The 23,090-nt window shown below is 56.0% G+C and carries 21 protein-coding genes and 2 pseudogenes; 4 read left to right on the top strand and 19 right to left on the bottom strand.

From position 1 onward, the window contains the following. Positions 1–93 precede the first annotated feature (93 nt). The 4 genes from SH139x_RS08220 to SH139x_RS08205 all read right to left on the bottom strand — a co-directional run bounded on the left by SH139x_RS08220 (position 94) and on the right by SH139x_RS08205 (position 4,439). Positions 94–1,401: a hypothetical protein gene (locus tag SH139x_RS08220; RefSeq protein WP_488354791.1), complete on the bottom strand. Its 1,308-nt coding sequence runs from the start codon at positions 1,399–1,401 to the stop codon at positions 94–96. Then, a complete protein-coding gene (locus tag SH139x_RS08215) occupies positions 1,385–2,656 on the bottom strand; it encodes an MFS transporter (RefSeq protein WP_488354790.1) in 1,272 nt (423 codons plus the stop codon). Before SH139x_RS08215 ends, SH139x_RS08220 begins: the two co-directional genes overlap by 17 nt. A 4-nt stretch (positions 2,657–2,660) precedes the next feature. Further along, positions 2,661–3,482 carry a creatininase family protein gene (locus SH139x_RS08210; RefSeq protein ID WP_488354789.1) on the bottom strand — a complete coding sequence of 274 codons (822 nt, stop codon included), beginning with the start codon at positions 3,480–3,482 and terminating at the stop codon, positions 2,661–2,663. 138 nt (positions 3,483–3,620) lie between these two features. After that, positions 3,621–4,439 carry an NAD(P)-dependent oxidoreductase gene (locus SH139x_RS08205; protein ID WP_488354788.1) on the bottom strand — a complete coding sequence of 273 codons (819 nt, stop codon included), beginning with the start codon at positions 4,437–4,439 and terminating at the stop codon, positions 3,621–3,623. Positions 4,440–4,726: 287 nt separating this feature from the next. Here SH139x_RS08205 and SH139x_RS08200 point away from each other — a divergent pair, with 287 nt between their 5' ends. Continuing rightward, complete coding sequence (locus SH139x_RS08200) at positions 4,727–5,665, top strand: 1-phosphofructokinase family hexose kinase (protein WP_488354787.1); 939 nt, start codon at positions 4,727–4,729, stop codon at positions 5,663–5,665. Here the strand turns inward: SH139x_RS08200 and SH139x_RS08195 are convergent. From SH139x_RS08195 to SH139x_RS08170, 6 genes and pseudogenes are all read right to left on the bottom strand, one after another. Continuing rightward, complete coding sequence (locus SH139x_RS08195) at positions 5,662–5,889, bottom strand: hypothetical protein (protein ID WP_488354786.1); 228 nt, start codon at positions 5,887–5,889, stop codon at positions 5,662–5,664. The two genes, SH139x_RS08200 and SH139x_RS08195, sit on opposite strands and share 4 nt — an antisense overlap. Position 5,890: 1 nt before the next feature. Further along, the gene (locus SH139x_RS08190; protein WP_488354785.1) at positions 5,891–6,163 is read right to left on the bottom strand and encodes a hypothetical protein; all 273 of its coding nucleotides are present in this window, start codon (positions 6,161–6,163) and stop codon (positions 5,891–5,893) included. 186 nt (positions 6,164–6,349) lie between these two features. After that, positions 6,350–6,643, bottom strand: coding sequence for a hypothetical protein (locus SH139x_RS08185; protein ID WP_488354784.1), 294 nt, complete (start codon positions 6,641–6,643; stop codon positions 6,350–6,352). A 40-nt stretch (positions 6,644–6,683) separates the two neighbouring features. Beyond that, positions 6,684–7,433: an HAD-IIB family hydrolase gene (locus SH139x_RS08180; RefSeq protein ID WP_488354783.1), complete on the bottom strand. Its 750-nt coding sequence runs from the start codon at positions 7,431–7,433 to the stop codon at positions 6,684–6,686. Between the two features lie 256 nt (positions 7,434–7,689). Continuing rightward, positions 7,690–8,193, bottom strand: a pseudogene (gene pgk / locus SH139x_RS08175) (phosphoglycerate kinase). After that, a pseudogene (locus tag SH139x_RS08170) lies at positions 8,190–8,741 on the bottom strand (VIT1/CCC1 transporter family protein); the annotation flags it as partial. The pseudogenes SH139x_RS08170 and pgk, both read right to left, overlap by 4 nt. A 233-nt stretch (positions 8,742–8,974) precedes the next feature. Between SH139x_RS08170 and queA the strand changes: the two are divergent. The 3 genes from queA to SH139x_RS08155 are packed head-to-tail and all read left to right on the top strand — an operon-like array spanning position 8,975 to position 11,922. Further along, on the top strand, positions 8,975–10,039 hold the full coding sequence (gene queA, locus SH139x_RS08165; RefSeq protein WP_488354782.1) for a tRNA preQ1(34) S-adenosylmethionine ribosyltransferase-isomerase QueA: 1,065 nt from the start codon (positions 8,975–8,977) through the stop codon (positions 10,037–10,039). Positions 10,040–10,099: 60 nt separating this feature from the next. Then, complete coding sequence (locus tag SH139x_RS08160; protein ID WP_488354781.1) at positions 10,100–10,732, top strand: phosphoesterase; 633 nt, start codon at positions 10,100–10,102, stop codon at positions 10,730–10,732. Continuing rightward, entirely contained in the window at positions 10,729–11,922 is a 1,194-nt protein-coding gene (locus SH139x_RS08155) for a cysteine desulfurase family protein (protein ID WP_488354780.1), read from the top strand. The genes SH139x_RS08160 and SH139x_RS08155 overlap by 4 nt, the downstream gene beginning before the upstream one ends. A gap of 47 nt (positions 11,923–11,969) precedes the next feature. On the opposite strand, the gene SH139x_RS08150 is transcribed toward SH139x_RS08155, so the two are convergent. From SH139x_RS08150 to SH139x_RS08110, 9 genes are all read right to left on the bottom strand, one after another. Further along, complete coding sequence (locus tag SH139x_RS08150; RefSeq protein WP_488354779.1) at positions 11,970–13,286, bottom strand: citrate synthase; 1,317 nt, start codon at positions 13,284–13,286, stop codon at positions 11,970–11,972. 108 nt (positions 13,287–13,394) lie between these two features. Continuing rightward, complete coding sequence (locus tag SH139x_RS08145; protein ID WP_488354778.1) at positions 13,395–14,684, bottom strand: hemolysin family protein; 1,290 nt, start codon at positions 14,682–14,684, stop codon at positions 13,395–13,397. Continuing rightward, on the bottom strand, positions 14,681–15,298 hold the full coding sequence (gene ybeY / locus SH139x_RS08140) for an rRNA maturation RNase YbeY (RefSeq protein WP_488354777.1): 618 nt from the start codon (positions 15,296–15,298) through the stop codon (positions 14,681–14,683). Before ybeY ends, SH139x_RS08145 begins: the two co-directional genes overlap by 4 nt. A gap of 28 nt (positions 15,299–15,326) precedes the next feature. Next, a complete protein-coding gene (locus tag SH139x_RS08135) occupies positions 15,327–17,681 on the bottom strand; it encodes an HD family phosphohydrolase (RefSeq protein WP_488354776.1) in 2,355 nt (784 codons plus the stop codon). A 29-nt stretch (positions 17,682–17,710) separates the two neighbouring features. Beyond that, positions 17,711–18,682: a PhoH family protein gene (locus tag SH139x_RS08130; protein WP_488354775.1), complete on the bottom strand. Its 972-nt coding sequence runs from the start codon at positions 18,680–18,682 to the stop codon at positions 17,711–17,713. A gap of 79 nt (positions 18,683–18,761) precedes the next feature. Continuing rightward, positions 18,762–19,688 carry a phosphatidate cytidylyltransferase gene (locus tag SH139x_RS08125; RefSeq protein WP_488354774.1) on the bottom strand — a complete coding sequence of 309 codons (927 nt, stop codon included), beginning with the start codon at positions 19,686–19,688 and terminating at the stop codon, positions 18,762–18,764. A gap of 16 nt (positions 19,689–19,704) precedes the next feature. Further along, a complete protein-coding gene (uppS, locus tag SH139x_RS08120) occupies positions 19,705–20,451 on the bottom strand; it encodes a polyprenyl diphosphate synthase (RefSeq protein ID WP_488354773.1) in 747 nt (248 codons plus the stop codon). Next, the gene (locus tag SH139x_RS08115) at positions 20,448–21,782 is read right to left on the bottom strand and encodes an adenylosuccinate synthase (RefSeq protein WP_488355983.1); all 1,335 of its coding nucleotides are present in this window, start codon (positions 21,780–21,782) and stop codon (positions 20,448–20,450) included. Before SH139x_RS08115 ends, uppS begins: the two co-directional genes overlap by 4 nt. Before the next feature lie 187 nt (positions 21,783–21,969). Continuing rightward, positions 21,970–23,004, bottom strand: a complete 1,035-nt coding sequence (locus SH139x_RS08110) for a sugar phosphate isomerase/epimerase family protein (protein ID WP_488354772.1) — start codon at positions 23,002–23,004, stop codon at positions 21,970–21,972. Positions 23,005–23,090: the final 86 nt, after the last annotated feature.

Below are 23,090 nucleotides of genomic sequence, written 5' to 3'. Positions count from 1 at the left end.
TGATCCCGCACGAGGCAAACGCGACGGAAGGAGACGGACCAGCCACTAGCAACTAGCCTTTAGCAACTAGCCACTAGCCACTAGCAACTTCTATCAATCATTCCAAAACGTCGACTCGGTTGCTGCTTGGTAATTGACATCTAAATGGGGTGTTACGATTTTCGTTTGCCCAGCGGCCAAACTGTCGACGCCGCCGATCACCATTCCAGAAGTCAACAAAGTGCGTTCCACGGGGTAGGGTGCTTTTCGCTCAATCATCGTGGTCTCGATGTGCCGGGCCAGCGGATTGAAAAAGTCGGCAGTTGTCGAACCATGCGTTGGCATCGGCAAATACATTTGGCATGAAATGATCGAACCATCTGCCAACATTCCGGCGTAATTGAAATCACGAATCCCGGTCAACAACATCACGGTGCGGAAGCCATCGAGGTGCTCGATCATATAGCCGGTCGTGTTGGGCATCGTTTGCTGCATCCACTCGATGGTGATCGGTGCCGTGGGAAAGCCCGTTTCGACCGGCAAATTATGACTACGACAGAGCGCGGCGACGACTAATTTTCGCGTGGTCTCAAACTGGCTCTTCCAGAGCATCTCCCAGAGTGCCTCGCCGCGCAAGGCGACAATCGATTTGACTCCGACCTCTCCCCCACGCCGTCTTTCCGACATGCACTGGGCTGTCTCCAAGGCGTGAATGTCGTAACTATCAATACCACCATAGGCGACGCAAACGCTCTCTTTGAGATTCGCCCCGAGTGGCATATCGATAGCCGGAAAACGCCGAGTCACCGGTAAGGAAGAACCGGCCAGGAACGCAAACTCGAGTCGCTTTGAATCCTCCACCATCTCGACGCATTCACTCCACACGGTCGACAAATGCTTGTCATTAAAGACGGGCACGCTACGACCGCTATCCTCAAACACTTTGACAACCTGCTTAAACCAGTCATAGCGCGGATACCGCCGCTGGCCTTTTTCGTTTGTGGGATAATCGCCATGCTCGGCAATGATTACCACTCCGTCGACAGCCAACTTTTCACCTCCCAAGGTGAGCGCTTCGGCGATCGTGGGATACAAGTCTAACTGATGACGTTTAACTCGCTCATGCGTTAAATCACCTTCAGGAAATTGGTCGATGAAGACACCGGCGACTTCGATTCGCGGCGGTTGCCAAGCACCTTGCCAGGTGTAACCCATGGTATGTCGATCAAGAAAGTGCTGGGCGTGGGAATGAGTACGCACTTCGGTGCCCAGAAAAGCGACTCGCGGTCGACGCCCGATCTCGGCTGCTGCAGCAAAATCCATGTACGGGAGGCTCGCCAAACCGCCGGCGGCGAGTGTCGAACGAGCGGCTAACGAAGTCATGAAGTGGCGACGATCGAGCTGTCTATTCTGTTGGCGCATTTGACTCTTTCCCCCAAAAAACCCAGAGAACCACCGCAGCCGCGGCAGGTAAAACAGCGGCGGCGGCCAAGCCAACGTCATAAGAACCGGTGGCGTCGACTAGGCGACCAAAAAACTTTTGCGCTGGCGGCACCAAAAACCAAGCGGTGACCCCAGCCAAGCCGGTAATTTTGCCTTGGTGCCGGCCTGAAATATCTTGCGTGAAAGCATGATACAGAGGAAACATACCGAGCGCACCGGCACCGCCGACTAAGAGGACGGCCAGTAGCAACCAGCCGTTGGGCAAAAACGGCAGCCCCAGCATGGTCATGCACATCAGCGCGCAAGCGGTAAACATAATCTGCCGTGCGCGGGTGGCCGTAAAGCCGCGAGCACACAACCACAACACAAACACGCCGACGCTCAAACATCCCACATCGGTGGCGACAAACCAAGCGGAATTAAACAGCAAAGTCTGTTGCTCCGAATAACCGCGACCTTCATTGAGAAATAGGTGCAACCAGGCGCGGAGAACTTGCCATGTCGTGTTGATCAAACAAACCACCACCAACACGATCAGCAAACGTCGACTGAAGAAAACCGACCAGGGCGTCTGCTGGCGCTCACGTCGTGATTCATAAGTCAAGTCGCCCGAACGAACCGTCGCGAACCACGCGCAAACCCAAAAAATCCCCACCGCCCCCACAATCAAAAAGGCTGTTCGCCAACTGCCCACTTCATCCGTTAACAAAGCCAACATCACCAGCGGAGCCAGAATCGCCCCGATCGAGGTACCACTTTGCAATAACCCATTTCCCATGGTGCGGCCGCTGACACGAGTCAATTGCCTAACGACCCGCACACCGCACGGCCAATGTCCGGCTTCAAACAATCCAAGCGAAAACCGCAACCATAGCAAATCTTGATAATCTGCCGCATAAGCGGTCGCAGCGGTGGCCGCGGACCAAGCAACCAACACGGCCGGATATAACCAACGGATGCTGACCCAATCGGCTAAAACTCCAAAAACGATCGACCCCAAGACAAAACCATAGCCAAATAGCCCCTCGATATCACCATATTGCTCCTTGGTTAGATCTAACTCTTCCAAGATCCGAGACGAGGCACTGGAGAGCGTCTGCCTATCCAAGTAGTTGATCGCGGAAGCTAACAGCAAGAGGGTGCAAATGAAGGAGACTCGCAGCCGACCCACTCGCGAAACCTCGCCGTCAGCGAGATCATCACCTTTGCCCAGATCATCAAGCTTAGCACTCACAAGCTCATCCTTCCCAGGAACTGCCGTTCCAATCGATGACGCGATAGACAAAAGAAGCGACGCTCGCCGAGAAGGTGGCGAATAACTGTTCGCCCTTTTCCCCGGTCGCCACGGAAGGTTTGCCGACATGACCAGCCAGTGAGCGATCGGGCATGATCCAGGCCCGTTGAGCGGGCAAGAAGGGGTTGCCCGCAGGAACTTCGTCGACACCTTTGTGGGAATCCACGAGCTCCGGGTGGAGTCGCAGCATCATCGAGGTTTCCCACTCGCCAGCGTGTCCCATCTCGGGTTGTTCCAATTGCAAACTGCTCGCCACCTCCGGTGCAAAGCTCCAGTACGTGGCAAACAACAGCAACAAATCTTCACGAGTTCGATACCGCTGCCGCAACTCAAAAATAGCTTGCTTACCCGGCACATCGTTTCCGCCATGCCCATTCAAAACGAAGATGCGACGAAAACCATGATGAATAAAGTTGTCAATCAAGCCGCTGAGTAGATCCAACCAAACTCGTGGTTCGCCGGAAAGTGTGCCAGGGAAATCCAAATGATGATGCGAATTCCCCAGCCACATTAGCGGGGCCACCAACAGCCGCTCTGAAAACTCCCGCTCAACCCGTTTGACAATTTCCCCCAGCAACATGCTGTCGGTCAGCAACGGCATGTGATGACCGTGCTGTTCGAGAGCCGCCACAGGAATCATCACTGGAATGTCGCGATCGAGGGCCGCAACCGTCGGCCAAGTAAGCTTGCCAAGTTCCATGTGGCGGTACTGCGATTCGAGGCGGGGGAGGAAAGGACGCGGGTTTTCCGCAGGCGAGATAATCACGCTTCTTGAACGAGCATGGTTCCAACTTTAACCCACCGCCAACCCCGGGTCCATCCAGGGGAGAGCAACTTACACCTCCACCAAAAGCCAAACATCAAGAGTCGCGGTCTTCTTTGATTTTTGGATAAAGCTTTGCCTTCAATCTTCGTCAGTCGACTGGTGTCGCTTTCCGGCTGAATAAAAGCGCATGCCTGGCACGACTAACCCCAACAGCGCGGGAGCCAGGCTTAACAGCAAGACCAAGCCCCAACCGGTGGCATTCAGCTGGCGGGTCTGCAGCACGTCAGATAGCCCAGGCAAATAAACGGCAGCCAGCAGCAAACAAATGCACAAACCGATCGCCACCCATAGCCAGCGGTTTCTAAGGATGTCGTTATTAAAGCGTTTGGCATCATGATCACGTAAGTTAAACACAAACCACAGCTTGGATGTCAGGTTAAGAAACTCCAAGGCCAGTTTTAATCCGACCTTGTTTTGCAGCTCCCCATCCAGAAAGGATTGAATGTGTTCGGCGGTTGTTGTTACGATCCGCTGCACAGCATCTCGGGTGTTAAAGGCACTGTGTGGCGTCACCACCACATTCCAAATGCGAATCAAAACTTGGCCCGCCAACAGCGAATCCAGCGGGTTTCCCGCTTCGTAAACGCTGCGCAATAATTCTGCCTCCTCGCGGATCACAGGCTCCTGCGGCAACACATCGAGCCCAGCGCCGACCAGCTTGGCAACCGAAAGTGCCCGCACCATGGCCTTTTCATCGATCAGGGAACCGCGCGCCGTATTTAGCAACACGACTCCGTCCTTCATCTGCTTGAACTCTTCCTCGCCGATCAGATGGTAAGTGTGCGAGTTGGCTGGCACGTGGTTGAACATTTGCTGCATGGAGCGCAACACGCCAGGCGACCGATCAGAGACGGCCCACACGCGATCGACGAAGTCTGGGCCCGGCAGACTCAGCATGGAGCGAGGAATTGTCTCGCATTTGTGCTGCAGTAAATGCACCGCCTGATCACCTAGCTGTTGCGCGATGGCGTCGACAGTAAGCTCCGGAGGTGAAGCTTACTGCGATGATTTGTCATTGGTAAGTCTTGTGGTATTCAAGAAAGGCAGGCCGCAGCAACATCGATACCAGAATGCCGCTATTTTATGGCGCATCGCTTGCTCACGTGTGGCTTGTGTGTGGCTTGCTCACCTGCCGCCCAGCAGGCAAGCCGCAGACATATATGACTCATTCTGGTTCGTTGTTCATGAGCGAAATTTTTACCCTGACGATCAACCCCACGGTCGACCGCAGCGCCTCGGTCGGGCGAGTAGCTCCCGATATTAAGCTCCGTTGCGAAAACGAACGATCTGATCCGGGGGGTGGCGGCGTGAATGTGGCCGTGGCAATTCAACAGCTCGGTGGCGAAGCAACAGCCTGCTTTACCCGCGGAGGGGCGATCGGCGATTTGCTGCAGAGACTGCTGGAGCAAAAGGATATCCCGATTCGTCCACTGCCGATCGCAGCAGCCACGCGAGAGAATGTGATCATTTATGAAACCGAAACTGAACAACAATTCCGCTTCGGCATGCCAGGTCCTCAAATTAATGAGCAAGAGCAAACCGCTTGCGTCGACGCGATCGCTAATTTACCGCAACCACCCAAGTTCTTGGTGCTCAGCGGCAGTCTCCCACCCGGCGTCGACAGCAACTTCTACGAGCGCGTGATCGATGTCGTTGCGGACGATACCAAAGTGATCGTGGACACCGGTGGTGAAGCGCTCAGCCGAGCGGTCGAGCAGTCCGTTTACATGCTGAAGCCGAACCAACGGGAACTCGGCCAATTGGCTGGCCATGATATTTCTAGCGATCAAGACGCGAGAGACGTTGCCAAAGCACTGATCGACCGTGGCAAAGTGCAAGTATTGATCATCTCGCTGGGGCGCGGTGGTGTGTTGGTAGTGACGGCGGATGAGGAGCATCGCATCGCGGCTCCCGCGGTGAATATAAAAAGTAAAATCGGCGCGGGTGATAGCACCGTCGCCGGAATTGTGCTGGGACTCCAGCGTGGCTATTCGCTGGCGGACGCCGCCCGCTTTGGTGTCGCCTGCGGTAGCGCCGCCGTGATGACCGACGGAACCGAGCTGTGTCGTCGCGAAGACGCCGAGCGGCTGTATGCAGAGATGTCCGCAGAGCCGGTGAACTAGGGTGCAACGAGGGCGAAGAAGCGGATCAGAATTAGAATAATGGCGAACACTACGAAAAAGCCAAATATCACGTTAACGGCCGCCGCGGCCCCCGCTCCATCTTCTCCATCATTGATGGATTGACGGGGGGCAAGCAGCGCGGGCTGTGTCTCAGGCTCACCGCCGACATCATCACGTCCGGCATCTCGCTTCCGCGTTATCCTCCAAAGGTAGCCGTTTGACATGCTATCGGCGGCTGCCCTTCGATGAAGTTGTGATGGCAATTAGCAGCCCGACGAAAATCGCGGTCACGATCAAGCCGAGCTGAGGGACACCCCAAGCCCGTGGGCCCACCGGTTCTGCCCAAACCCCGATCGCCATCGTGCCCAGAAACAGGACTAGAAAAAACCAGACCGTTCCCTGCCAAGGCCCGCGGATACCCAGTATGAAAAAGCGGTACCAATACGCAAAACAATCAGAAAAACGGAAAACACCATCGCCAGCCAGTTCATCGGGCACTTCTCTCAAAATTCGCGAAGCAAAACGAAAGAATCAGCCACCACTGGCGGCAAACAGCAAGCCGCCAAGAATCATCCAATAAGGCACTTTTGTCATTATTCGTTCTCCAAAATCGGATTTGGATAAAAACCTTGTGCATCTAAGGAATCAGCGTGCAATGCTCGTGCCGCCAATCGAATGCCACACCTAGAAAAATCGTTCGGTGCGAGGGTCGACGTTGCTGGGAATCTCTCCGTGCGGCCCTTGGTATTCGACCAAAGTTTCCAGCGTCCTCAAGCAAGTGTTTATCAGCTCGTCTTCTTCGGTCAACATGGCCGTCGCCCCGATAATACAGCTGTCCCGACCCCAGACGCGACGGTAGTTGTCTCGCTGCGTGGGCGTCGCCAAGAAACCATATTCACTGATGCAAATATGCATCTGTTGGATCGCGCGACGACACCCCTCTTCGCTTAGACTCTCTTCGCTCGAGGGAGCATACATAATTGGAAATATCCTCCACAACAAGGTGAATAGAACGGTCTCAAGAAACTGCTGGAGACTCTAATTGCATCCAATACTGCAGCCCGTCGCGGACTCCATCAGCCCGCTCAAAAGTCGACAGGTATGCCCTCGGGCGATCTCCCAACTGTTTCAACTCTTCGTGAGCGTTGGCAACGATCACGCCGCCAAAATCATGCTCAAACAATCGCGAATCGTTCCCCGAGTTACCAGCCACAATCACGCGATTCTGCGCATAGCCGAGTTGCTGGGCAATGAAGGCCGCCGCCGTGCCCTTGTCAACCTGTGCCGGTAAAAAGTCGAGATCGCGAGCTGAGCTGTAAACAATACTGACGTCGAGGTCATGTTCAGAGAGTTGCTGCTTTAATTGATCCAGCTGATCGGGTTTGGCATTATCAAAGTAATAACTGACCTTGAAATCTGACTGGGCCGATTCGGGTTGCAATTCCAACTGAGGGTGATCAGCCAGCAATTGGCGAACTTGCTGTGCGGACCAGCCCGCCGAGATGCGGTCAACCCAGGTTTGATTCAGCTGACCGGCTGGATAGTCGCGGATCTCGCTGCCGACGCCGCCGATCACGGCAACCGGCTCGGGTAGGGCCGTCTGTTGAACGTCTCGTTGAATCGTTTCAAAAAAGCGTCCTGAGGCGTATACAAGCGATAGCGAGTCACGTCGGACCGCGTAAAACTCAGCGAACCGTGCGAGCGCTAGATCGTCACCCAAAAGCGTGTCATCGAGATCGCTGATCAAAAGAAATTTGGCTGAAATCACTGAGATCTCCATAACGAGTGGTAAACAGAAAAACGGCCAGTATCTCTGTTTAACCTAGACCAAGACGCTTACTCTGACCAGCCGCGGATACTGCTAAGTACCTCGACATAAGAGGAACACAACGCTAGCGCGCTCCGGCTGATTCCGTTTCGTTTAATGACTTATACGGAGGCGCTTAGGACTCTCGGACGTGCTGCAGATCGGGAGTCCCTTGAGGACTATCACGAAGCGCATCAAACGCAGGTAGTTGGCGATCTTACAAGTACTTCAGAAAGGCACCACCACCGGTGGGAATATGATCAATTTTTTCGGCCAAAACTAGCTGATCAATCGCCTGGGCCGTCTCCCCACCATCGACAATCGGTTTGGTTGACAAGGTCGCCAAGGCCTGAGCAATCGCGTTTGTGCCTTCTTGAATTGGTGATTGCTAATACTTTCCCAACAGACCATTCCAAACCACCGTATCAGCCGACTTGAGGACTTCCTTAAATTCATAAATCGTGTGTGGACCGATATCCATTCCTCGCCAACCTGGAGGAATACCTCCATCACTCATTTCCACATGCGTCTGCGGGGCAGCCACCAGGGGGCGGAGACTGTACTCAGCCTTGACGGTCCCCCCTGGTCTACCCAAGTGAGAGATCAGCAGTAAGCGCGACTTTTGCTGAAGGCAATGCTCGATTGTGGGGATGGCTGCGCGGATCCTGCGATCATTGGTAATTGCCCCTGACTGATTGGCTGGCGTACCCCCATTCGTTATCGCACCAACTCATCACCTTCACCAAGTTCCCACCCACGACGCGGGTCATTGCTTGATCCACGATAGATCCCCAGGGAACCGGTGATAATATCAGCGGAGACGAGAGGATCAACGGAGCCCCCCAAGATGCCTTCATAACGGTCTGACTTAGCTTCTTCGCTGAGAATAGAATTGACCTCATCGACAGACGTGGCACGACTGGTGACCGCGAAAATATCGGCCACCAATCCACAGGCGAGAGGCACGCGGACGGCGATCCCATCAATGTGTTGGGTGAGACCCTTGACGACCGTCATCATTTTGCTGGCGACATCTTCCGATTGAGCTACCAAATTGGCCCGCTCATAGAAGGTGCCTTCGGCAGCCGCGCTGCGGCGATCCTGATCCTGCACTTCGGCTTTACCTCGCGAACGTTTCGCCAGATAATTGCTGGCTCCCATCGAGACACCGTCGGCCAACAGGTTGGCGAGCCCTAAAATCAAGACAATCTGTCCCGGCAAGTTGGCACCCGTAACACCCGAAACGACCGCAAATGTGGTGATTAGCCCGTCGTTAGCACCTTAGATTACATCAGGCAGGTTTTGGCCAAAACGGGAACGCAAACTGGTCGCCAAGCTGTCGCGGAAAGACTCCTGATTCATAACATGTTGGGCATAACGTGGCGGGCATAAACGGTCAGCTGCGAAACGCGGCACCAACGCAGCGAATTCCAGTCCAAACGCGTTGTCGCGTGAATAAATCCCGGTTAGATTACCCGTTTTTGCAAAAGGCGAATGTGGACGTGAATCAAGCAAAATTGTCTTTAGAGGCGTTCGATTATGAACTGCCCCGCGACCTGATCGCTCAACAACCGTTGCCCAACCGGGGCGATGCGCGGTTAATGGTCGTGGATCGGTCAAACGAATCGATCGAGCATTATCATGTCCGCGATCTACCTGAAGTTTTACAAGCGGGGGATGTGTTGGTGATGAACGACAGCCGCGTGGTCCCCGCGCGGTTGGTGGGTTTTCGCACGGAGACGCGGGGGCGTTGGCAAGGATTATTCCTCCGCAGTGACGAAGCTTCGGGATGCTGGGAGGTGCTCAGCAAGACGCGTGGCCACCTTAAACCGGGAGACAGCCTGTCGGTGATCGATCGCCAAGCCCGCCAGTCATTAACCCTGACCGTGGTGACTCGCGATCCGTCCGGCAGCTTGATTGTGAAACCAAACGAAACAGGGGATCCTGCCGAATTGTTGGAACGTTACGGCCGCGTGCCCATCCCACCCTATATCCGTGACGGCCTGATGGTTGATGCGGATGTGAAAGACTACCAAACGGTTTACGCAAAACAGCCGGGCAGCGTGGCGGCCCCCACGGCCGGTCTCCACTTTACCAAAGAGCTATTTTCGGCCTTGCAAACAGCCGGCGTGACGGGTCAAGCGGTCACGCTGCACGTGGGCTTAGGAACCTTCCGACCGATCGCCAGCGAGACGCTTGACGAACACGCGATGCACGCCGAGTGGGGACAAATTTCCAGCGAAACGGCTGCAGCCCTCAATGCGGCCCACGAGCAATCACGTCGCAGAATTGCCATCGGCACCACCTCCGTGCGGGTCTTAGAAACAGCCGCCGCAGCCGACGGAAAACTGGCTTCCTGGACCGGAACCACCGACTTGTTCATTCGCCCCGGCTATCAATTCAAAGCTGTCGACGCGCTAATGACGAATTTCCATCTCCCCAAAAGCTCACTGTTGGTGCTGGTCTCCACGTTTGCCTCCATTGAACTGATGCGACGGGCCTACGCCGAAGCGATTGAGCAAAGTTATCGGTTCTACAGCTACGGAGATGCAATGCTCATCTTATAGCTGATCACCAATCACTCCCCCACACACTCGCTTCCTGATACTCTCTCGCGTCCAGAAAACATGTCATCTCAAGAAGAACAGATCTTAGTCATCCCGGCCCGCGAATTAGAGGCGATCGCCCCCTTTGTTGGCTTTACCTCGGACGTCGACGCGTATCTCGACAAAGTGCTAAGCAGCACTCATTTGGAGTTCCGTCCCCGCGGTGAAATGGAAGCCGACCCCAGCTTTAAACAACTTATTCCCTACGTCATCTTGCGGCACGTGGGACAAGATAGAGTTCCCCACATTTTCACCTATACCCGCGGAAATGGTCAAGGAGAATCGCGGTTACATGCGCGACGCAGCATCGGCATTGGCGGGCACATCTCCACCGAGGACGCGGCACCGCAAGCGGACGGCACCGATATGGGCCCCTATCGAAATGGCATGATGCGAGAACTGGCCGAAGAGGTACGTTTGGACAGCGTTTATCAAGAACGTTGTGTCGGCATGATATACGACCCCACCTCCGAAGTCGGTCGCGTGCACTTGGGCGTTGTCCACGTGTTTGATGTGGCCGAACCGGCGGTCACCCCCAACGAAGAAGATATTTGTAACGCGGGCTTCGTCGCCCTCGAATCGCTGTACGCCGACTGGGAGTGTCTGGAAACTTGGTCGCAACTTTGCCTGGAATCATTGTTCCCCAAACCATGAACAACCAATGCATCTATCTTGATAACCAGTCGACCACGCCGTGTGATCCACGCGTCATCGAGGCGATCCAGCCGTTTTGGTTTGACACCTTTGCCAACCCGCACAGCGCCCATGCCGCGGGGCGCGAAGCGCGAGAACATTATGACCGAGCGATCGCGGAAATTGCCTCGCGGTGGGGTGCCTCTCCGACTGAAATCGTGCTGACCAGCGGGGCCACCGAAGCAAACAATTTGGCCATCTTCGGTGTGGCTTTGCACCCACGCCAAAAACGGCGACAAATCATCACGGTGGAAACCGAACATCCAGCCGTGCTCGATCCGCTGCAACAATTAAGCTCGGCCGGTTTCGAGATCATCCGGTTGCCGGTCGGCAAACAAGCCGGGCAATTGGGCAGCGAACGGGCCGGACAAATCGACCTGGACCAGTTAGCTGCCACGATCAGCGAGCAAACTTGTCTGGTCTCCGTCATGGCGGCCAACAACGAAATTGGCACGCTGGCAGATCTCAAATCAACCGCTGAACTTTGCCACCAACATGGCGCGCTACTGCACACCGACGCCACCCAGGCGGTGGGAAAACTGCCCATTGATGTCGACCAATGGGATGTCGATCTGTTGTCAGCCAGCGCGCACAAAGCATATGGTCCGAAAGGCATTGGGCTGCTCTTTGTGCGACAGCGGGGGCGGCGAGTACGGCTGCGGCCCATGATTTGGGGCGGGGGACAGCAGGGTGGCTTGAGAAGCGGCACGCTACCGGTGGCCGACGCCGTGGCGATGGCGATGGTGCTGAGAATCGCGGCGGAAGATTTGCCGCAGGATGCGCAGCGAATCGGTCAGCTAACCGCCTCGTTGTGGAGTCAATTACGGACTGGCATCGAAGGCTTGCGTTTAAATGGCCCACCGCTCTCACCAACTCAACGCTTGCTGGGGAATCTCAACATCTGCTTTCCGGATGCTGAAGGGGAAGCGTTGATGAATTTGACTCCCGATTTAGCAATCAGCAGCGGCTCGGCTTGCAGTTCGGCCAACCCGGCCCCGAGCCACGTGCTGAGCGCGTTGGGACTGGAAGAGTCGGCCGCGCGTCGAAGCTTGCGGTTCGGAATAGGCCGCTTCAACACCCAGCGCGACATCGATCAAGCGGTGCTGATGCTGTGCGAAGCTCACCACGCGTTGCTGGCCGAATTCGGCTAGGCACCTCGACATAACTGTTTCGGTTGTATCAGCCGTTGAGCGCTAGCTCAGCGTTGCTCAATCGGAATCCACTCGCGTTTGGTGGGGCCCGTGTAGATCTGACGTGGCCGACCGATCCGCTTGGTGGGCGAGTTGTGCATTTCCACCCAGTGGGCCAACCAACCTGGCAGACGCCCGATGGCGAACAACACGGTAAACATCTGCACGGGGATGCCGAGGGCGCGATAGATCACGCCGGAATAAAAATCGACATTGGGATACAGCTTTCGCTCCACAAAGTAAGGATCGCGGAGAGCAACTTCTTCCAATTTCTGAGCGACTTCGAAGAGGGGATCCTCAAGCTTTAATTTTGCTAACAGTTTATCGCAAGCTTTTTTAATGATCGTGGCCCGCGGGTCAAAATTCTTGTAGACGCGGTGGCCGAAACCCATGAGGCGGAAATTATTCTTTTTGTCTTTAGCCATGTCGACATATTTGTCGACGTTTCCGCCATCATCGGCAATTTGCTGCAGCATGTTAACGCAGGCTTCGTTGGCACCGCCGTGCAAAGGTCCCCAGAGGGCACAGATTCCGGCCGAGATGGCGGCAAACAAGTTAGCGTCGCTGCTGCCGACCATCCGCACGGTGGAAGTGCTACAGTTTTGTTCGTGATCGGCGTGGACGATTAACAGCAGATTCAACGCTTCGGCGAAATCAGGATCGACTTCGTACTCGCCGGTCGGCGTGGCGAACATCAGATGCAGAAAGTTCTCCGTGTAATCCAGTTCGTTACGTGGATACATGAAGGGCTGGCCGATCGATTTTTTATAGCTGTAAGCGGCAATCGTCGGTAATTTTGCCAATAGCCGATAGATCGAGATGGTGACCTGGTGGGGATCGTTGGGGTCGAGCGAATCTTGGTAAAAGGTCGACAACGCACCCACGACGCTGGAGAGGATCGCCATGGGGTGGGCATCACGGGGAAAGCCGTTGTAGAACGACTTCATTTCCTCATGAATCATGGTGTGGCGGCGAATGCCTTCGCGAAACTTGTGCAGTTCTGCCGCGGCGGGCAATTCGCCGTAGAGCAGCAGGTACGACATCTCAATAAAGTCGCAATTTTCGGCAATTGTTTCGATTGGATAGCCGCGGTAGCGAAGAATGCCCTCTTCGCCGTTGAGGAAGGTGATTGCGCTGGTTGTGCTGCCGGTGTTGACGAACCCTTCGTCGAGGGTGATCAACCCGGTTTCCCCACGCAGTTTGGAGATATCAATCGCGCTTTCGTGTTCCGTACCGGTGATGATCGGCAAATCTAATACGGTGTCTCCGACGCTGAGTTTTGCCGTACCGGTTTGCTCCGCTTCGCCGCTTGCTGCCGTGGTCATCCCAAATTCCCTGAAGGCCAGTCATGAAAAATTTCCCTTCATCTGCCGGTACCGGAAGATGACTTCTCAGCAGTGTACAGGGCAGAGAAGATGGCGACAATTCGGCCATTAAGAACCGTCCCAACCTCGCCCCTGCTTTCGCACTAATCTAAGCCGCTCAATCTGGCGATTTGATGCTTTTAGCACCTCTACCGTAATCGGGCCGATGGCGATTTGTTGCCCATCCTCCGGGATATTTCCCGTGTTGTGAAGGACAAAGCCAGCAACCGTCTCGTAATCTTCCGACTCTGGCAAGTCCCAGCCGAGGCGATCGTTCAGTTGATCGACCATCACGCGGCCAGCGACTTCGGCCGTATCGTCGTCGACCCACCGCAATTCCATTTCTTCATCTTCGTCGGATTCGTCGACAATCTCCCCAACAATTTCCTCCAAAGCGTCCTCAATCGTGACGACGCCGGCCGTTTGGCGAAATTCATCGAGCACGATCGCCATGTGGCTGCGGCTGTGCAGAAATTCACGAAGCAGCGATTCGACCGAGCGATCAGTGGGTACATACCACGGTTTCCGCAGTAAATTTTCCAGCGATGATTGCGGCTCGCTGCCCGAGGTGAGTTCGGGCAGCAAATCTTTGACGTAGAGAATCCCCACGATTTTATCGAGCGTTTCCTCGTAGACCGGCAACCGTGTCCGCCCCACCTCGGCGACAAACTTCATCACCTCGGGCCAGGGCATACCGAGTGGGATGGCGTCGACATCGCTGCGCGGCGTCATGATATGCCCGACGGTATCGTCGTGCAGATCGAGCACCCCTTGGATCATCTCTCGCACCCCTTTGCCGAGATAGCCTTCGCGAGAGCCAGCGGCAACTTTCTTGCGAATTTCGTCATGCAGGATATCCTCCTCATCTTCTTCCACGTTCCCGTTGCCGGTCAGGCGGCGAGTCAGGCGGCCGAGCAAGTTGCCGGGAGCGGCCAGCGGCGTCATGACGATCGACAGAGTCCGCCAGAACGGCCAAGAATGGTAGAGCAGGGGAGAAGAGGCAAAGCGTGTCACAGCGGCGGGCAACCACAAGTGAGTAAACATCACCGAAGCGGCTGTGCCAAACACCCAGAGCGCCAGGCTAACTCCGGTGAAGGTCTCTCCCAAACGCAGCGTGAGGGCAGTCGTGCCGTAGGCCAGAAAGACCACGTTGCCGATCACTCGCAAATACTCCGAGCCGCGGGCCGCGTCGTCATGGTGATCGAGCACCGCACCAAATCGCTCGCGATTTTGCTTGAGCCGACAATAGGCTTCCAGCGAACGCCCCGCAAAGTTGTACAGCAGCTCGGTCCCCATGCCGCCGACCGCGCCCGCCAAGAAACCGGCAAATGCAATGAACCACAGAGTCAGTTCACTCATCGACCCGCCTCTGCGGCATCACCCGGGGGTGGTTCCAGCGGCCGACCCGCATGATTCCCTCCAGCCCGCCCGCCAGCCTGATCAGTGTCGACGTCGTACAGCTGCCAACCGGGCAAGCGTAAATGCGACAGCATTTGCTGTTCAGCCCTCCGCATCGCGTGGCGTCCAGTCGTCTCCAAGTCATCCATTCCGGTCAAGTGCAAGGTTCCGTGAATACAGTACAGCGATAATTCGGTCAGCGGTGGCCAACCTGTCTCGACAGCTTCGCGACAAGCGGTTTCCCAGCTAACCAGCAATTCGCCGGCGACCATCTTAACCGATAACAGGGGGCTGGTTACAGCTTCCTCGGGAAAGCTGATCACGTCGGTTTCCCAGTCGTGCCCTAGATGTCGGCGATTGACCTCACGAATGCAAGGGTCATCCACGATCGCGACTTCGATGCAAGCCGCCCCGCCACCTCGGTCGACGATGGTAGCCTCAATGACGCGAGTGAGTTCGTCCGCAAAATTGACGGGCAAGGGTGGCAAATGGGCCGCGCGACTCGCGGCAGCCTGCTGGTCGATGTGGGACTGAATTTCAATCTGAAACTCAGCAGGCGGATTAGTGTTAGGCATTGAGTGAAAAAGGGGTGTCGTTGACGGACTAAGCCGATTGCTGACCAGGATACTTGACGCGGGCGTGATAGATTGCGGTGAGCGATTTTATCAAACTTTGGCGAATGATATCCAATTGCATGAGTGTCAAACCGCATTCATCAAATTGACGATCGGTCAGTTTCTTCATCACCACCGATTCCACCAAACTGGCGATGCGAGCCGGTGTAGGGTCCACTAACGCACGACTCGCGCTCTCAACGGTATCGGCCAACATTAACACGGCCGCTTCGAGCGTCTGTGGGCGGGGTCCAGGATAGCGAAAATCCTTGTCGGAAACCTCATCCATGTTGGGATCCTCTTCACTTTTTTTCGCCGCCTGACGATAAAAATACTCAACCAGCGTGGTGCCATGGTGCTGCAAGATGAAGTCAATAATGGGAGCTGGCAAATGATGCGAACGTGCCAAGTCGGCTCCATCTTTCACGTGCGCAATGATTACCAGGGTGCTCATCGCCGGTTGCAATGAATCGTGCTGATTCGGACCCTGGCCTTGATTCTCGATAAAGTAATCAGGCTTAAACATTTTCCCAATGTCGTGAAAATAAGCGCCGACTCGAACCAACAAGCCATTAGCGCCGATCCGATCGGCAGCCGCTTCGGCAATCGAGGCGACGTTGATCGAGTGGTTATAAGTGCCCGGAGCTCGCTGGGCTAACTGCCGCAACAATTGGTGACTGGCATCTCCCAATTCCAACAAACTGAGATCGGTCTGCACGCCGAATATTTTTTCCACCAGAGGCAACAACGTGGTCATCGTGAGCGCTGCCACGACCGTGCTGGCGGCAACCCAACCTGCGTCACTGAGCAACGTACCCATCACGGTTCTCAGGTCGGCTCCGCGAATCAAGCCTTCGGTTAGCACGCCGAATTGACTGCCGGCCAACATCTGACCACTGACAATCCCCACGCCGACGACGGTGGCCGCGGCGACACTTGCCGCGCCAATCCCGACGTACAACAACCGACTACGCGTGCGAATCCGTCCCAGGAAAAGAATACAGCTTAAGGAGGCTGCCGCCAGCGTCACCAACTCGTTGATGTCTTGTCCGATGAACAAAGTGATGGCTAAACAGAGTGCGGCGAGCAACACCAGGGCCAACTCGCGGCCATAAGCGATCGCCGCCACAATGGCCGCCATCGTCAGCGGAAAGACTTCCGCTTGCCACTGCTCTTCCGAAGCGTAACGACAGACGCCGATCGTGATCACCGCCAAGCCCAACAACCGCGAGAGCTGCCAAGGATCGAGCATCACGCGACGGTCGTCGACAAACCATATGTAGCCACCCACCAAGAGATAAACTGCCAAAATCATGCCCAGAAAAGCGCCGACCCGCAGGGTGCGGTCGAGCCAACTTTGATCGGCAATAATCTGGGCCCATTCACGTCGCAGCAAATTCATCGCGCGAGCGTCAAGCGGGCGTCCGGCGGGGGCTAAATTCGTCACCCCGCCCGTGTAGGGAACCATCACCATTTCCACGCTGTTGGCCGCCCGCCTCCGCGCCTCCTCACTCAACTCGGGCTTGTACGTCAACGTCTCGGGCATGCGATTGACCAACCACCGAATAATCATTTTGGCGGCCAAGGGAGCCTGCTCGTGCTCAAAGCGTCGCCGAATCTCGGCGTCCAAGCGATTGGCTAATTCAGTCTTCGCGGTGGCGATGCGAACTTTCTCGACATCGACCGGTTTGGCTAACTTCTCTTTCCCCTCGTTAAAGACCAAGATCGTGCTTTGATTACCCTCATCGATGGCGTGCGTCAGGCTGGTCAACAAGCCGCGATCGATCAACGGCAACTGGGCTAACTGCACCGCTTCTTCAAGCTGCTTCAGCTGAGGGTCAGCATGCAAGGTGGCCTTGATGGCGGCAAACGCGTTTAACTCAGCATCCGGCGGCGCTGTCTCGTCCGCTTCATAAAATTCGATCCAGGCCTTTCTGCCCTCAGGAGAAAGACGATCAAGCGACTCGGCCGAGAGCACCAAGAACAGCTGGTCCGTGAGTGCCGCTCGGCGATTAACCAGCGGCTCGCTGCGATTCTCGTAATAAACGAGCGCTTCGCGGCGACGCTGCTCTCGCAGGGAGCGAGTTTGGGTTTCGTCGGGGACTTGGAAAGTCGTCCGCGCGATCATATCGCGGGGCGGCACGTCGCCGCTGCGATACGCAAAGGTGGGCTTCCAAGCTTGACAGATAACCAATACCAACACTGCCGCGGCGGCTGCCAACCCGACGCGCACCCAAATCGCGCTGGAACGAAACAACAGACCAAGCTGTTGCATCCGGCCGGGTGGCAACGAAAGCGACTGGACCCGTTCGGTGCGGGTGCGTTTAGGAGCTGCGGAACTCATATATTTTCGTGCTCTGCGAGCTGTGACGCCTAGCTATCTTGTTCTTCGTACGCACGAACAATCTGCTGCACTAGCGCGTGTCTCACGATGTCGGTTTTTTGAAGCCGGATCATGCCGATCTCGGCAATGTTCCCCAATCGCATCATGGCGTCTCGCAATCCACTCTGAACACCGCGGGGCAAATCGACCTGCGAAGTATCTCCGCTGACAACCATACGACTTCTTTCTCCCATCCGCGTCAAAAACATCTTCATCTGCGGAACAGTCGTATTTTGTGCTTCATCCAGAATGATGAACGCATCATTCAGCGTGCGGCCGCGCATGTAAGCCAATGGTACCACTTCGACAATCTCGCGCTCCATCAATTCACGAGCTTGGTCATAATCGACCATTTCGTTGATGGCGTCGAGCAGTGGCCGCAAATAAGGATTCAATTTGGCTCGTAAATCGCCCGGTAAAAATCCCAAATTTTCACCCGCCTCCACGGCCGGTCTGACCAACACAATTTTCCGCACTCGCTGCTCTTTGAAAGCCTCGACCGCGCAGGCGACCGCCAAGTAAGTCTTTCCCGAACCGGCCGGTCCGGCGCAAAACGTCAAATCCTGCTTGCGTATCGCCTCGACATACACCGCTTGACCCGCCGTCCGCGGCTTGACCCGACGCCCCGCTTGATGCAGATCAATCGGGGGTAAAGCAGCCGGTTCCACATGCGTCGCCCCCTTGCTCCCCACCAAACCACCAGCTTCCCCCGTCATCCGCTGCTCGGCCAACACCCGCTCAACGTCGTCAGCCGTCAAAATCCCTTGCCGCTGTACAATACCCCGCAGAGCTTTCATCGCCCGAGTCGCCAGCCGTACGTTATTGTGCTCACCAGAAATGCGCACACGACCATCCCGCTGCGTGATCGCCACATCGTAGTAAACACGCAACGCCCGCAAATGCTGGTCACGTGGCCCGAACAGAGTGAGAATATCACTCGGCGGGGAGACCTCGAGGGTCATTTCAGTCACTGTTTTCCTTTCGGAATATCCGTACTTGGTAAATCACTGCCTGTTGGCATTATAGACCCCGCTGGGCCACTCAAGGGATCGTGCCGCCAACTCCGGCGAGAAAACAGAGGAACCCAGGTAGAGCTGCGCCGATCAACGAGTCGGTGACATCCCACACACCCCCCATACCGGGCAAAAGCCCCCCGCTATCCTTGACTCCCGTGTCACGCTTTATCAATGATTCAGCCAGATCGCCAAACATCCCCGCCAAGGCGCAACTGCTGCCGAGCACGACCGGCCCCCACCAAGGAGGTGCCGCCAAGGGAGAATCGTGCAACGCGGGCAACAGCCAGGTGAGGCAAAGGTAGGCCACTCCAATTGAAGACAACACCCCACCCACGGCCCCTTCCCAAGTCTTTCCGGGGCTGAGCTGGGGGATTAATTTGTGTCGCCCAACCGCTTTGCCAACAAAATAGGCTCCCGCATCGCTAGCTTTAATCACCGCGATCAGCGTCAGCAGGGCAGCCAAGCCCCAGCCCGGATCGCTACCGAGGCCACGAAGCACCACCAGAAATCCAATGGGGACACCAACGTAACCACCCACCAGAGCGGCGACCGACAAGCGATTTGCACAATTTGTCGCACCGGGTCGGTAGCTGGACATTTCGGCAGCCAGGGCGACTCCAATCCCACAGACCGCACCAATCGCCAACCAGCCAGCACGCCCCACCGGACAATCCGGCGGATAGGGACCGAGAAAATTTTCCCACACCAGCGGTACAGCGCCCGCCATCGTTGTCAGCACCGCCGCCGTGACTGCTACCCAAACCCTGACCGGACGCCCGGCGCGGGCAAACATGCGTGCCATTTCCCAGGCCGTGCCGGCGGTAAAGAAGAGCAATAACGGTAGCAGCCACAGCCCCCTGGAGAGCCCCAGCAGACCTCGATAGTCCAGCCAGCAGCAGACCAGCACCAAGCTGATCAAACCTAAGGCACTTTTCAGACGATCACGCAGCACCGGCAGGTTCCGTTATTCACAAACTGGGAGGAGAAGCCGATTTACCATCGCCCAGTCCGCCGAAACGACGATCCCGAGCGGAAAAGTCGGCAATTGCCGCTAACAAATCATCTCGATTAAAGTCGGGCCAAAGCCGCTCGGTAACCCACAATTCCGCGTAACTAATTTGCCACAACAGAAAATTGCTGACTCGCATGTCACCGCCGGTGCGGATCAACAAGTCGGGATCGGGAAGATGAGCCGTGTACAACTCGGCGGCCAAAGTCGACTCGTCAATCTGCTCGACTGCCTGCTGGCCGGCGAGCACGCGGGTTGCCAATTGGCGAGCGGCAGCGGCAATTTCAGCCCTGCCGCCGTAATCAATCGCCAACACCAACCGCATGCGGCTGTTACCGGCCGACATCGCCAAAGTGGTCTCCATCGCCTCAATGACTTCCGCGGGTAAACGATCGCGGCGGCCAATGACTTCCAAACGCAAGTCGTTTTGCATCAACACCGGCCGCTCGTCGATCAGAAATTGCCTCAGCAACTGCATTAAAAACTGCAGTTCACTCTCCGGCCGTTTCCAATTCTCGCTGCTCAAACAATAAAGCGTGATCGCTTCGACACCCAACTCGGCGGCCGCTTCGGCAACCTGGCGCACGGTGGATGCTCCTTGGCGATGCCCCTCATAACGCGGCAACCCACGAGCTTCCGCCCAACGACCATTGCCGTCCATGATGAAGGCGATGTGCCGCGGAATGATCGTGCCGTCTGGGATCACCGGATTGAGCCTGTTGGACTGGACGGCACGCTCTTGGAATCCTCGATGAAAATCGTCTGAGCTCGATCGGGACCGACCGACAAGATGCCCACCGGAACTCCCACCAAAGCTTCAATCCGCCGCACAAAATCAATCGCCCCAGCGGGAAACTCTGCCACCGATCGCAAACCGTCGACCGGCACATTCCAACCGGGCACCGATTCCAAAATCGGTCGGCAACGCCGCAACGCATCGACGTGAGTCGGCAGCTGTTCGATCCGCTGACCATCCAATTCGTAGGCCACGCAAATTTGAATCTCATCGAGCTGGCTGAGCACATCCATCATCATCAGGGCCAACTTGGTCACGCCACTCAGCCGGGCCGTATACCTGACGGCCACCGCATCGAACCAACCACAACGACGGGGCCGCCCCGTGGTGGTGCCAAATTCATTTCCCAGCTGGCGAATCCGCTCTCCCGTGGCATTGTCGAGTTCGGTCGGGAAGGGGCCCCCGCCAACTCGCGTCGAGTAAGCTTTGCAAACCCCAATCACGTGGTTGATCCAACGTGGCGGAACCCCCGCCCCGGCGCAAACGCCCACGCCGCTGCTGTTACTGCTGGTCACAAACGGATAAGTGCCGTGGTCGATGTCGAGCAGCGCACCTTGGGCACCCTCGTACAGGATATTGCGATCGGCCTCGGCCGCGTCTAACAACAAATAAGTCGTATCGCCAATCATCGGCCCCAGCCGCTGGGCCCAACTCGCTGCCATCTCACAAACTCGCTGAGGAGCAATTGCGGCCAATTCTTCCTCAGTTGCACCCAAAGCCCTGAGCACCTGTTGTTTCTGCTCGGCGACGGCCGCAATTCGCTCGTCCCGTCCCGACTCCAGCAAATCGGCCACCCGCACCGCGTGCGTCCGCCCCACTTTGTCGCGATAACAGGGCCCAATGCCTCGCAGCGTCGTGCCAATCGATTCGTTGCCGACGTGTTGAGCGTTGAGCAACCGATCTTCGATGATGTGCCAGGGCATGACCAAGTGAGCACGCTGGCTGATTTTCAAGTTCACCGCGCAATCAAAGCCGCGGGCGGCCAGCCCGTCGATTTCATCGAGCAGCGTGCCTGGGTTGATTACCACCCCAGGAGTGATCACATTTTGAACAGTAGCGTGCAAAATCCCGCTGGGAATGTGATGCAATTTGTACGTTTGATCGCCAGCGACGACGGTGTGACCCGCGTTGGCGCCCCCTTGGTAACGCACGACCAAATCAAACTGTGGCGCCAGTAAATCGACCAGCTTTCCTTTCGCTTCGTCGCCCCACTGGAGGCCAATCACACAAGTTCCCGGCACCGCATATCCCCCAGGCATCAGCCATGGCTGCAAAATTTCAATGACAACTCAAACCGCAAAGCCTAGGAAAGAGTCCAGCAACTGGCAACCACCGTTGGCGTTTTTGGCCCAAGTAGCAACCCCCCAAAGCGCACCAGACGGTACACTCTAAGCACCTCCGCAAAAGCCGGGAGATACAGCCCTCCAATCAGACGCGGCCCAGAATTCGATCGAGCGAGTCGGATGTTTGATAAATCAAAGCTTCGGGGTAATGCGCATAAGGATGAAAGTACTCAAAGGTGAGAAAGCCGCGATAACCGACTTGGTCAAAGGCCTCCATTAAGGCTGGCCAGTTCGTAGTACCATCTAACAGGGGGCGAAATGTTTCCAAAGAATAGTCGGTTCCTTTTTTGGTGAATTCTTTTAAATGAACATGCTTGGTCCGCTGGCCTAAAATCGGCACCCAATGCTCGCTGTGCTGAAACATGGCAATGTTGCCCGAGTCGAAATGCACGTTGACGTACTCGCTGCCAAAACTATCGACAAAGGCATTCATCTCCATCGGCGTCATGAGATAACCATTGAAAAAGATATTTTCGATATTGAGTGAGACCTGCAACGCCTCCGCTTGCTTGGCCAATTTGCCGACCGCCTCCCGCGCCCGCGAGTCGCAAACATCGTTGGGCACTGGGTCGTGGTCATCTCGCCAGGGAATATGCACTGCCCCCGGCACGAGCAACACATTTTCGACTCCCATCTGATGCGCCGCTTCAGCGATCTTAGCAGCCAACTCCAGCCCCCGATTTCGCTTTTCCGGATCGTTGCTGGTTAACGGGTAGGGCCAGAACAAGAAGGAACATAGGCCGCTGATTTCGATGCCAATTTTGTCAGCCAAATGCCGAATGGCGGCGAACTCACTGCCGTTCGACTTGGGGGACAGATCGTTTTCCAAGTCATAATTGAGTTCGATCCCCTCAAAGCCCGCATCCTTGGCGAGTCGCAGACACTCTTCCAATGACATCCGTTCCGGATAAGGAAAGGCCCACAGGTTGATCGACTTTTTCATCGCATACCGCTTCGTCGCTCCCCGCCGATCATCTTTTGCTTGCGTCACGACCCGCGGTTGGGCAATTGCCGTTTGAGCCAAGCCGGCCGCGGTGACTCCAGCACCAAGGGCGGCCAAGCCACACTTTAAGGCATCACGGCGAGCAACCGCGACGGTCTGTCCAAACGGTACGTTCATAGCTTTGTTTTCTGATCTCATGACAACAACCTGTTGATGTTCCGCGGAACCGGACGCTAGCGAGTTCCGGCTGGTTCCGTTTTAAT

The sequence above is a fragment of the Kothea flammea genome (assembly GCF_052161645.1).
Classification (GTDB): domain Bacteria; phylum Planctomycetota; class Planctomycetia; order Pirellulales; family Pirellulaceae; genus Laterigemmans.
The sequence above is the reverse complement of the archived record's forward strand: the minus strand, read 5'-3'. Positions and strand labels throughout refer to the sequence as shown.